This is a genomic window from Paenarthrobacter sp. GQ52 (assembly GCF_059759005.1).
On record NZ_JCAXEJ010000001.1, the window covers coordinates 434,375 to 445,798 of the forward strand.

At 62.4% G+C, this 11,424-nt stretch carries 10 protein-coding genes; 3 read left to right on the forward strand and 7 right to left on the reverse strand.

Going from position 1 to position 11,424, the window contains the following annotated elements:
* Positions 1-35: 35 nt before the first annotated feature.
* The gene (locus AC6CH8_RS01995; RefSeq protein ID WP_498188473.1) at positions 36-737 is read right to left on the reverse strand and encodes a DUF4245 domain-containing protein; all 702 of its coding nucleotides are present in this window, start codon (positions 735-737) and stop codon (positions 36-38) included.
* A gap of 200 nt (positions 738-937) precedes the next feature.
* On the opposite strand from AC6CH8_RS01995, the gene glpX reads away from it, so the two are divergent.
* Complete coding sequence (gene glpX, locus AC6CH8_RS02000) at positions 938-1,960, forward strand: class II fructose-bisphosphatase (protein WP_017198677.1); 1,023 nt, start codon at positions 938-940, stop codon at positions 1,958-1,960.
* Positions 1,961-3,407: 1,447 nt separating this feature from the next.
* On the opposite strand, the gene AC6CH8_RS02005 is transcribed toward glpX, so the two are convergent.
* The 5 genes from AC6CH8_RS02005 to AC6CH8_RS02025 are packed head-to-tail and all read right to left on the reverse strand — an operon-like array spanning position 3,408 to position 9,032.
* A complete protein-coding gene (locus AC6CH8_RS02005) occupies positions 3,408-4,343 on the reverse strand; it encodes a lipid II:glycine glycyltransferase FemX (RefSeq protein ID WP_498188474.1) in 936 nt (311 codons plus the stop codon).
* Between the two features lie 3 nt (positions 4,344-4,346).
* On the reverse strand, positions 4,347-5,597 hold the full coding sequence (manA, locus tag AC6CH8_RS02010) for a mannose-6-phosphate isomerase, class I (protein ID WP_498188475.1): 1,251 nt from the start codon (positions 5,595-5,597) through the stop codon (positions 4,347-4,349).
* Between the two features lie 50 nt (positions 5,598-5,647).
* A complete protein-coding gene (locus AC6CH8_RS02015) occupies positions 5,648-7,270 on the reverse strand; it encodes an LCP family protein (RefSeq protein WP_498188476.1) in 1,623 nt (540 codons plus the stop codon).
* A gap of 14 nt (positions 7,271-7,284) precedes the next feature.
* Positions 7,285-7,848 (reverse strand): 5-(carboxyamino)imidazole ribonucleotide mutase, encoded by a 564-nt coding sequence (gene purE, locus AC6CH8_RS02020; protein WP_498188477.1) that lies wholly within the window; start codon positions 7,846-7,848, stop codon positions 7,285-7,287.
* Positions 7,845-9,032 (reverse strand): 5-(carboxyamino)imidazole ribonucleotide synthase, encoded by a 1,188-nt coding sequence (locus tag AC6CH8_RS02025; RefSeq protein ID WP_498188478.1) that lies wholly within the window; start codon positions 9,030-9,032, stop codon positions 7,845-7,847. Before AC6CH8_RS02025 ends, purE begins: the two co-directional genes overlap by 4 nt.
* 179 nt (positions 9,033-9,211) lie before the next feature.
* Between AC6CH8_RS02025 and AC6CH8_RS02030 the strand changes: the two genes are divergently transcribed.
* A complete protein-coding gene (locus tag AC6CH8_RS02030) occupies positions 9,212-9,778 on the forward strand; it encodes a GtrA family protein (RefSeq protein WP_091466143.1) in 567 nt (188 codons plus the stop codon).
* Positions 9,779-9,798: 20 nt separating this feature from the next.
* Here AC6CH8_RS02030 and AC6CH8_RS02035 read toward each other — a convergent pair whose 3' ends face one another.
* On the reverse strand, positions 9,799-10,494 hold the full coding sequence (locus AC6CH8_RS02035; RefSeq protein WP_091466145.1) for a TIGR03089 family protein: 696 nt from the start codon (positions 10,492-10,494) through the stop codon (positions 9,799-9,801).
* A 376-nt stretch (positions 10,495-10,870) separates the two neighbouring features.
* Between AC6CH8_RS02035 and AC6CH8_RS02040 the strand changes: the two genes are divergently transcribed.
* Positions 10,871-11,413, forward strand: a complete 543-nt coding sequence (locus AC6CH8_RS02040; protein ID WP_091466146.1) for a WhiB family transcriptional regulator — start codon at positions 10,871-10,873, stop codon at positions 11,411-11,413.
* The last annotated feature ends 11 nt before the right edge of the window (positions 11,414-11,424 follow it).

Genomic DNA, 11,424 nt, shown 5'->3' on the forward strand with positions numbered 1-11,424 from the left:
GCGGACGGGGCAGTCCGTGAAACTGTTGCGCCGAGTTAGGCGGAGGGCTGCGCGGATGTAGTGGCGGTGGCCGGTGCGCTTGCAGGCGGTGCCTGCTCGGCGGACTTCACGACGGCGGCCGCCAAAGTTGCGAACTCATCCAGGTTTGCGGTGCCGTTCAGAATGATGGTGGTACCGCGGTACTCCAGGACCATGCTGCGCTTTTCCTTGCCTGAGTCGCGCAGCTCCCACTCCTGGCCGCCTGCACTACGCGTGCCAGTGACAGGAAGGTTCTCCGTTTTCTGCAGAACCCACGTGGGGTTTGCCTGGCTGGTCTGGGTGAGCCCGATGAAGTTTTCCTTGGGAGTCAGGAAACCAATCTCCCAGGTAGGAACGCCGCTTCCGCTGCCGGACTCCCAACGGGCGTAGTTGGGCTTGAATGTGTCGCCCGTATCCGGAGTGACAGGTGTGAATCCCGCCACACCCGTGGCGTTGCGGGATATGGACGCGACGTCAACATCCGGCCTGAAACCTTCGCCTTTGGGAGCCGGGTTCATCAAAACGATGGGGAGGAAAGCCAGCACACAGACAAGCAGCGCTATGACCATGCCGATGACCGAAGCGTTGGCCCGCTTGGCAGCTTTCGCCGCGATGACGGGTTTATAGGGGGCATCCGGGGATGCCTGGGCGCTTGTTTGGTTAGCCTCCGCGGCATCCGGCTCATTGCCGGCAGCGGGCTTGTCCTGCGTTTCACTCACCTCTCCATGATCGCTTATCGAGGCAGGGAACACACATCCGGCAACCTCACCGCCGGTATTGCGGGCCGTGGTCATCCAACGACTCCCGGACCACTCGGCGACTATGATCGTTGATAGAGGAACCCCGGGTTGCCTAGTGCAACCATGTCCGGTCCCGTGAATCGTCACTCGAAGAAGAGGTTCAAGTGTCTCCTGCACCAATGACCCAGCAGTATTCCACGATTTCGCCGTCGCTTGCCGTCGGCCTCGACGAACCCGACCGCAACCTTGCGCTTGAACTCGTCCGTGTCACCGAAGCCGCGGCAATTGCCGGTGGCCACTGGGTAGGTTTCGGCGACAAAAACAAGGCAGACGGTGCCGCCGTCGATGCTATGCGTTCGTTCCTTCACACCGTCCACTTCAACGGCGTCGTGGTCATCGGTGAAGGCGAAAAAGATGAAGCCCCCATGCTGTTCAACGGCGAGCAGGTTGGTGACGGCACCGGTCCCGAGTGCGACGTCGCCGTGGACCCCATCGATGGAACACGCCTGACCGCCCTGGGCATCAACAACGCCCTGGCAGTGTTGGCAGTTGCCGAGCGCGGATCCATGTTCGATCCTTCCGCTGTGTTCTACATGGAGAAGCTCGTCACCGGCCCCGAAGCCGCCGACATGGTGGACCTGCGCCTGCCCGTCAAGCAGAACCTGCACCTCATCGCCAAAGCCAAGGGCGTCAAGGTCAACCAGCTCAACGTCATGATCCTGGACCGCGACCGCCACCGCCCCCTCGTGGAAGAAATCCGCGAAGCCGGTGCCCGCACCAAGTTCATCATGGACGGCGACGTCGCCGGCGCCATCGCAGCAGCCCGCTCCGGTACCGGCGTTGACGCCCTGATGGGCATCGGCGGCACCCCGGAAGGCATCGTTGCAGCCTGTGCCATCAAGTCGCTCGGCGGTGTGATCCAGGGTCGCCTGTGGCCGACGTCGGACGAAGAGAAGCAGAAGGCCATCGACGCCGGACACGACCTCGACCGCGTCCTGTCCACCAACGACCTCGTCACCTCGGACAACTGCTACTTCGCAGCAACCGGCATCACCGACGGCGACCTCCTCCACGGTGTGCGCTACCAGAAGGACCGCGTCATGACGCAGTCCATCGTGATGCGCTCCAAGTCCGGGACGGTCCGCTTCGTAGAGGCTGAGCACCACGCATCCAAGTGGGAGACGTACGCGCGCAAGCCGTAACCTCCGCAGCTAACAGAAGGACGGCGAGCAACGCTCGGCGGCTATCTCCTCGTACCTTGTCGATTTGATGCCGCTTTCGCGATACTCGCCGTCCTTCTTTGTGCCCAGACGGCTTCGGTTGCGCGCTCCTGCGCAGCAGTGAGTGAGGTGTGCTCTCATCACCTACTTTGACTTTGGAAGCCTGCGGACACGCCGGGTGTCTGGGTGTGTCGTGATGCAGGCGCCCTCAAAGTGGGTGGTGGAGGTACGGGTTCCTCACCGCGCCGGGCACAATTTCGCTACGCAGATGGAGTGGTGGCGCCTGGACGACGGTGCCCATGGGAATTAGGGTGGCCTCGCCGGTTATGCGCACGGTCCGCCGAGGTGCCGACCGATCAACACGCAAGGGTTCGGCGACGGCGCTTCGGTGGTGCCGACGTCGGGCGCTCCTGCGCAGCAGTGCGCGAGGTGTGCTCTCATCACCTACTTTGACTTTGGAAGCCTGCGGACACGCCGAGTGTCTGGGCGTGTCGTGATGCAGGCGCCCTCAAAGTGGGTGGCGGGAGTACGGGTTCCTCACCGCGCCCTGCACAATTTCGCTACGCAGATGGAGTGGTGGCGCCCGGATCACGGTGCCCATGGGCAATTAGGGTGGCCTCGCCGGTTATGCGCACGGTCCGCCGAGGTGCCGACCGATCAACACGCAAGGGTTCGACGACGGCGCTTCGGTGGTGCCGACGTCGGGCGCTCCTGCGCAGCAGTGAGCGAGCTGCGCCGTCATCACCTACTTTGACTTTGGAAACCGGCGGGCACGCCGGGTGTGTGGGTGTGTCGTAATGCAGGCGCCCTCAAAGTGGGTGGTGGAGGTACGGGTTCCTCACCGCGCCGGGCACAATTTCGCTACGCAGATGGAGTGGTGGCGCCTGGACGACGGTGCCCATGGGAATTAGGGTGGCCTCGCCGGTTATGCGCACGGTCCGCCGAGGTGCCGACCGGTCAACACGCAAGGGTTCGGCGACGGCGCTTCGGTGGTGCCGACGTCGGGCGCTCCTGCGCAGCAGTGCGCGAGGTGTGCTCTCATCACCTACTTTGACTTTGAAAACCGGCGGGCACGCCGGGTGTGTGGGTGTGTCGTAATGCAGGCGCCCTCAAAGTGGGTGGTGGACGTACGGGTTCCTCACCGCGCCTGCACAATTTCGCTACACAAATGGAGTGCTGGCGCCCGGATCAAGGTGCCCATGGGCAATTAGCGTGGCCTCGCCGGTCAACACGCAAGGGTTCGACGACGGCGCTTCGGTGGTGCCGACGTCGGGCGCTCCTGCGCAGCAGTGAGTGAGGTGTGCTCTCATCACCTACTTTGACTTTGGAAGCCTGCGGACACGCCGGGTGTGTGGGTGTGTCGTGATGCAGGCGTCGTCAAAGTGGGTGGTGGGGGTACGGGTTCCTCGTGCTGACTTCGGGAGCTGGCCTAGCGCAGTTTGTCGCGGAGCTTCCTGGCAAGCTGGTAGGCGCCGTAGCGGAGCTTGTTGACCGGGAGGTCCCAGGTGCCCGGGTAGGAGACTTCGCGGCCTCCGAATGACTTTTTGAACGCAGTGAAGCCCGCCCATTTGTGGTCCGGCTGGTCTTCCGGCGCCACACCCCAAAGATCTACGTGTTTGAGGCCCTTCTCCTTGGCGTCAGCCATCAAAGTCACCAGGAGCGGGATGCCTGCGCTGAGCTTGCGGTGGGTGTCATCCAAAGCGGCATGGGCGTACACACGGGTATCAGCGGAGTCATAGGCGAAAGCAGCGGCGATCGGTTCGCCCTCAAGCTCCGCGATGAACAGCGTTCCCGCGCCATTGGGCAGCAGGGAAGCGGCTACTTGCGTGAGGTACTCGTCGCTTTGGGGCTTGAAGCCGTTCCGGGCAGCTGTCAGATGGAGGAAATGCAGAAGCACAGAGATGTCGGCGGGATCCTGGGAAGCGCGGAACGTGACACCCTTCTTGTGGATGTTCCGGTAGAGGTTCCTGTTGGTCGGCTTCATCCCGGCCAGGACGTCTTTGAAGTCGCCGTCAAGATCCACGATCCAGCTGAGCTCAGGCTGCTGGTTAACCGGCGCCGGCGTCATACCGCGGGCGCGAAGGAGAGCATCGGCGTCGGACGCTGTGAATCCGGCGGCAGCGGGCTCCAGCCGCACGAACACAGCACCCTCCGCCTTTGCCAGGGCCACCAAGGCAGCAGTGGCGGCGTCGAAAGCTTCCACGGACTCCGCTACGGGGCCGTAGGGGGCGTAGATGACCTTGCCGGCGGGGTTCTTCTCCTCGATCGCGAGGAAACTCCAGCCGGGCCCGGACTGCTCATGGACACGGCGTCCCAAGGAACGCTGGACAGCCGCCCATGCGGGCGTTTGCAGGAAAAACTCCATGAATCAGTTCCCCAGCCCCGTGGTCACCGCGAAGGCAACACTGGTGTCCGTCGCTCCCTGCACGGGGTGGACGTTCACGGGGGCCTCGATGTCGGGGATGAACGCTGCAGCGCCACGCTGCAGCTTGAGATCACTCTTGGGGGAGTCGAGCAACACCGAACCAGACACCACCACGACGACGGCGGGCCCGGTTTGCGCCAGCGGCACCGGTTCGGCGCCCGGGCCAAGCTCAATCCGCTGCAGCTGGAATTCCTTGAAGGGCGGCCGGTACAGTTCCTGCCCGAACTCGGTTCCGCTGGCCTCGATGCGGGGCACGCCGAGTGCTTCGAAGCGTACAGTCTTCAGCAATTCGGGGACGTCCACGTGCTTTGGCGTGAGTCCGCCACGGAGGACATTGTCAGAGGAGGCCATGACCTCCACGCCCAACCCGTGGAGGTAAGCGTGCACGTTGCCGGCTGGCAGGTAAACCACGTCACCGGGCTGCAGGGAAAGATGGTTCAGCAGAAGGGAAATGAGGACGCCGGGATCTCCGGGGAAGGCTTCATTGATGTCCACCATGGCGGTCAACGCTTCGCGGTGCGGCTCCAGCGGTGCGCCGGCGGACAGGACGGCGACTACCTCGTTGATGGCGTCGGAGACGCCGGTGCCACCCTCGATGAGTCGGCTGAAGGCTGCTTTCAGGGCTGCAGGCTCATCAGGCTGGCCGAGATCTGCGATGACGCCTTTGATGACATCGGGAACGTCCACTGCCGCGGAATCAAGGACGTGGGCCAGGTGCCCAAAGATGTCCCTGGACTCAGCAGGTGAACGGAAACCACACAATGCCTTGAACGGAGTGAGGGCGAAGATCATCTCCGGTTTGTGGTTGTCATCCCGGTAGTTGCGGTCTGCTGCATCGGCGGGGACGCCGGCCGCATTCTCCCGTGCGAATCCTTCCCGGGCCTGGTCAAGGCTGGGGTGCACCTGCAAGGACAGCGGCTGCTCTGCGGCCAGGAGCTTGGTGAGGAACGGCAGCCGTGGGCCGAATTCGGCGAGGCTTTCCGAGCCCAGGCAGCGCAGGGGATCCGACGCGATCAACGCGTCCAAGGGCTGGGTGACACCGTTGGGGTGAACGGCTGTGGAGGGCGAGTCCGGGTGGGCTCCGATCCACATTTCGGCTTCGGGACCACCTGACGCCGGCCGGCCAAGCAAGCCAGCGATCGCCGTCGTCGAACCCCACGCATAGGGTCGCAAAACATTCTCAATCTGGTACACGAAAGAAAGTCCTTATCGTTGCGCTGAACGTGGGGTGGGCGGAAGGCGGCTTACAGCGGTGCGCACTGTCCGTTGGTTGCCACGAGGTCACGGATACCTTGCTCATCGCCTTGGGCCTTGAGGCCGTTCAGCAACTCGATGGTGATCGGGGTGCCGTCGGGCGTGGTGGTCACCGGGGTGAAATCGGCCGAAGGCGACGGCAACTGGCTCAAGGGAACAGAACCCGCAACCGGCCCCGCGGCCATAATGGCTCCGGCCCCGGCTCCATCATAGGAAACGACGGCGTCGCTCGCCTTGGGGGTGTCGGACGAGGCCAGCACTTCCTGGACCTTGGAATGGATCAGGTCAAAGTCCGGCACCGTGGAGAAGGACGCGTCAAAGTCCGGGGGGCCGATGGTGAGGCGCTTGACGGGCTGGTTCTTGGACTTCAACGCTAGGTCCACAAAGCTGCCCAGCTGGTTCGAGGAAATGTTGGAGTCAACCACCTTGGTGCCGGCGTTGGCGATGTCCTCGAACTTGGTGAGGAGCGTGGCAGGGTCCAACTGCTTGAGCATGGCTTGCTGTACGCACTGCTGGCGCGCGATGCGGGCGTAGTCATCCACGAATTCGCGGGACCGACCGTACCAAAGGGCCTGGAAGCCATTCAAGTGTTGGTCGCCGGCAGGAATCCAACCGTCAGGCATGCCGTGAATTCCGTTGGCCTCGTCAGTGACGGGACCACTGATGGGCACCCAGCCGCCGGCTTTGATACGGATGCCGCCCATGGCATCGATGAGTTTGGCGAAACCGTCCATGTCCACCAGGACGTACGCCTGGACGGTGATGCCCAAGGTGCCGGACACGGCTTCGAGCGTGGCCTGCGCTCCGGGATCCGCGACCCCTGGATAGAGGTCCTGGTGGTTATTGGTGACCTCGGTGTTGACGGCGTTGATGAGGCATTCGTCCCCGCAGTTGTAGCCATCGGGGTAGATCCCGCGCATAGGCGAGCCCTCGCTGAATTGGGCGTTCTGAAGGTTTCGGGGGACAGAGATGATGGCACTCTCGCCGGTTTTCGCGTCGACGCTGATGACGGAAAGGCTGTCCGGGCGGCGGCCGGTCCTATCGTCCCCGGCGTCGCCACCCATCATGAGGAAGTTGTACCGTCCGTCCACTGGATCAATGGCGGGACCGGCATTGAAAATGCTGCCGATTGCATTGCGGCTTACGTTCAGGACGTAGGCGAGATAGCCCAGCGATCCGCTGGCGAGGACCGTGGTCACCGCCAGGACGACGGCGATGATGGGGCGCATTCCCGGTGCCAGGAGCGCGGGCCTGATGATCCTCAGGGTATTGAGGAACAAGAAGGCCCACCCCAAAGCCAACGCCACGAGGATCACGATGATGAACAACGAACCCACCGGATGCGTGACGACGCTGAGCAGCATCGTCCGGTTCACCAAGGCAATGAACAATGTGAGCAGGGCTAGGGCCCACACCGTGATGGTGACGCGCAAAGCGATGCGGCCAAGTTTGCGGTCCCCGGCAACAATTTGGGCGCTGCCGGGAACAAAGAGAGTGAGGAGGACCAGCACGAAGGCGCGTTTGGTCCGCACCGGAGCGCTGGCGCCGGACGGATAGCGGACGGGATCAGTCAGGGCGGAACCGGGCTGACTCGGGGTCTTGTGCATGGTCATCAACCGCTGCCTTCCTAGCGGGGGCTCCGGGCGGAGGCATTCGCAGGGGAAAAGACCTCTTCTACTTTGTGGCGCAGGTTTTCGCCCTTCTTTGTGGCAACGTCGTTCAACTCCTGGGCGAAGGTGAGGAGATCCGCGCGGAGCTTCGATGCAAGGTCGTCAGTGCCTGAAGCCAACATGCGAACGGCGAGAAGACCTGCATTGCGGGCACCGGCTATGGACACAGTGGCCACGGGAACGCCGGCAGGCATCTGGACGATGGACAGCAATGAATCCATGCCGTCCAACGTTTTGAGGGGGACGGGGACGCCGATGACGGGAAGGGGCGTGACTGAAGCCAGCATGCCGGGAAGGTGGGCAGCCCCGCCGGCCCCGGCAATGATGACGCGCAGGCCGCGTTCGTGGGCAGTCTGGCCGTAGCGGATCATCTCAGTGGGCATGCGGTGAGCTGACACGACGTCTGCCTCAAAGGGGATGCCGAACTCGGCCAGGGCGTCCGCGGCGGCCTCCATGACCGGCCAATCGGAGTCCGAGCCCATCACGAGCCCAACCAGCGGGGCTGTTGTTTCCGAAGTCATGCGGTCTCCTCAAGGGTGGTCTGCTCCGGCTTGCGGCCGTCACGGATGATGTTAGCCACGGCGGTGGCACGCTGGCGGACCGAGTCGACGTCGGAAACCGAGCTGCCAACCAGGTTCACATGGCCGATCTTGCGACCTGGTCGGACGGACTTGCCGTAGGAGTGCACCTTTGCCGCAGGCTCGAAGGCCAACGCCATGGGGAAGGCCTTAAAGAGATCCTGGTTGTCGCCGCCCAGGAAGTTCTTCATGACCACCACGGGGGCCAGGGCATCCGTTGCGCCCAACGGAAGGTCCAACACGGCCCGCAGGTGCTGCTCGAACTGGCTGGTGATGGAACCGTCCTGCGTCCAGTGGCCGGTGTTGTGCGGACGCATCGCGAGCTCGTTGATAAGGAAGCCTGCTCCGACTCCCGGAGTTTCGAACAGCTCTGCGGCCATGACCCCGGTGACGCCGAGTTCGTTGGCAATGCGCAGGGCAGCCTCTTCAGCGGCAGCAGCCACTTCAACGGAAATGTTCTGGGCGGGTGCGATCACTTCGTCGCAAACTCCATCCACCTGAATGGTGTGGACAACCGGCCATGCACGGGATTCCCCACTTGGGCTGCGTGCCACAAGGGCCGAGAGTTCGCGGCTGAAATCAACCTTGGCTTCTGCCAGCAGGGGACTCATTGCCTGGAACCAGTCGGCAGTTTCCAAGGCATCGTCCGCGGAGTCAACAATCCTGACACCCTTGCCGTCGTAGCCTCCGCGAGGGGTCTTCAGAACCACGGGCCAGCCGATCCTGTCGCCAAAGGCCACCAGATCCTCAACGCTATGGACAGCCGACCACTCAGGGTTCGGCAGGCCCAAACGGTCAATTGCAGCCCGCATCACCAACTTGTCCTGGGCGTTAACCAACGCGTCAGGGCCGGGTTGGACGTTGACGCCTGCGTCCAGGAGGGCTTGCAGGTGTTCCGTGGGGACGTGTTCGTGATCAAACGTGAGCACGTCCAGGCCCTTGGAGAACTCAAGAAGAGCATCCAGGTCCTTGTAGTCGCCAAGAGGCGCAGTGGCCACTGCGGCCACGGCAGAAACGTCCTCACCCTCGGCCAAAACACGGAGTTCGAAGCCCAAGGCGGTAGCGGGCGGAGCCATCATTCGTGCGAGCTGGCCGCCGCCAACAACGCCAATTACTGGAAAAGTCACAAGGTTCAGCCTACCGAACCGCCGGCAGGATCACTGATTCTGCCGTCCTTTGGGATGGTTTTCTGCGGCGTGAGGCGCCAGTATCGGCGTTCTCACAGCCCCTTCAAAGGCAGCACATGGAAATCGGCGCTAAAATGGGTGAGGCCCATCGGCCCACTTTTCAACGGCCATGGAGGGTCATGATCACCACACTTGCAGATCGCATCCGCGGACTTGCCTCACTTTTTTGGCGTGAGGTAGCAAAGTTCGGCGCCGTCGGCGGTGTTGCTTTCGTCATCGATTCGGCGGTCTTCATCTGGCTCTTTTCGGGCCCGATGCACGGCAGCGAAGTGTGGGCCAAGGCCATTGCAACCATTGTTGCAAGTATTTTCTCGTGGGTCGCGAACCGTTTCTGGACGTTCCGGCACCGTAAACAGGCCAACGTGGTTCGTGAAGCGGTGCTGTTTGCCATCATGAACCTTGTCGGGCTCCTGATTGCGTCGGGATGTGTGTGGTTCGCAAAGTACATCCTGGACCTCAACGACAAGCCTTCACTGTTCATCGCCGGCAGCGTCGTGGGCCTCATCCTGGGCACCATCTTCCGTTTCTTCGCCTACCGCTTCTGGGTATTCAACGAAGAACTGGATGCCGAACCCGAGTTCTCGCATGACCACGAGATCATCGAGCTGCACCACAAATCCAAGACCAATTCCGAATCCGGGGCCAACCCGGCGACCGGCGAATTCCCTTCAGTCAAGAACCTCTGACGCCCAAGAACCTTTAGAGGTTAAGAACGGCTGACGCGCTCGTTCTCCAGAAGGTGCTCGGTCACATCGAGGTCGGGGTGCACGAGTACTACGGAGCCGTCCTCTTTCCAAGCCCCCAGAGAAGCTGCCAGGCATGACTCCAGGCCGTCCGCCGCGCGTACCAAGAGCCGAACGCCTGGTTCCTGGGCGGCAGCAAAGCCTTCAATAAGGTCCTCATGGGGGAGTCCTGATGTTCCGCGTACGGCGGGCAGGGTTGCCTCGGGTTCGTTGTGCGCCATGAAGACATCGCCATGGGAACGGACTTCTGCCGCATAATCCACGACGCCGGACGGCAGCTCACCCGGCCAACGCATGGCCAGTGCAGCGAGCGGCACGGCGACCACAGCTTCGAAGCCCGCCCCGGCGCCGTCGTCGGGCTTATCGGTCGCCAGCAGATCCGCCGAGGTGTCGTCAAAGACCACCTCCATTCCCAGTTGCCACGCCGCCAGGGCCCAGACGAAGGATTTCCAATGTGCCGGGAGGTCCAGCCTGATGGACATTCCGGGTTCGGCGTCCAGTTCGTCCTGTAACAGGTTGCTGGTTTTGGCTACCCAGTTATCCAACACACGCCCCGAAAGCTCCACACGCTCGGAGTCGGGGCCATACCAGGTGAGTCGTGGTGACGTTGAATGACCGGATCGCAGGGCGGTCATCAGGTTCGCTGCCGGGATGCTCATGCATCAATCTTGCCACGGTGGCCCCGGAGCGTCCCCGGGCCGTGCGCCGTGATTGTGAAATGCGACACACTGGAATTTCTCAAGTCGTTGGGCTCAGTGGCGAACCGGAGTCCATTTCCGCGGAAATTCAATGAAAGTTCACTTGAAGCGATCCAGTGCTTCCATTTCCGGCAGGGACACGCGGCGGCGCGGCCAAAATGTTGGGCGTGGCGCATCCCACGTTTCTACAGATTCTTGATTATTATCCCGGCGTGGCTTGACTGGCGGGTAGTTACACGCGTGTAATTAGTAATCAACGCCGCTGCACAGATTCCCGGAACGACACAGGGAATCGGAAACACATCCAAGCAGCAGCTGCAAAATCAGGAGGGACGCCATGGGGCAAGCGTTGCGTATCCAGGAAGATGCAGTCGTCGCAGAACATGCGTCGGTGAAATACCGTTCAAGGGAAGTGCCGGGAGATTGGTACGTAGACCCGGCGGACCCGGAAGCGGCAGACCGATATAACCAGAATGTGCAGCAGTCCTTGGAGGATCAGGCAACTGCCCTCCTGGCAGCACATGAGGCGTTGGTGGGTGACCTGCCCGCTGGACCGGATGAAGATCTGGACGACCCTCCCATGGAGCTGCGTCGTCCGCTTGAAACTCCGGGGCAGCCCGTGTGGATCGGCTTGCCGCAAGGGGACTTCGATGACGAGGGCGAACTTGGCTGGCAGACGGACGCGCTGTGTGCACAGACCGACCCTGAAGCTTTCTTCCCCGAAAAGGGCGGATCAACGAGGGACGCCAAGAAGGTCTGCGGTGCGTGCAACGTCCGCTCGCAGTGCTTGGAATACGCTCTCGCGAATGATGAGCGGTTCGGAATTTGGGGCGGACTCTCCGAGCGGGAGCGTCGTCGGCTAAGGAAGCGAGCGGTCTAATTCTCAAGGAA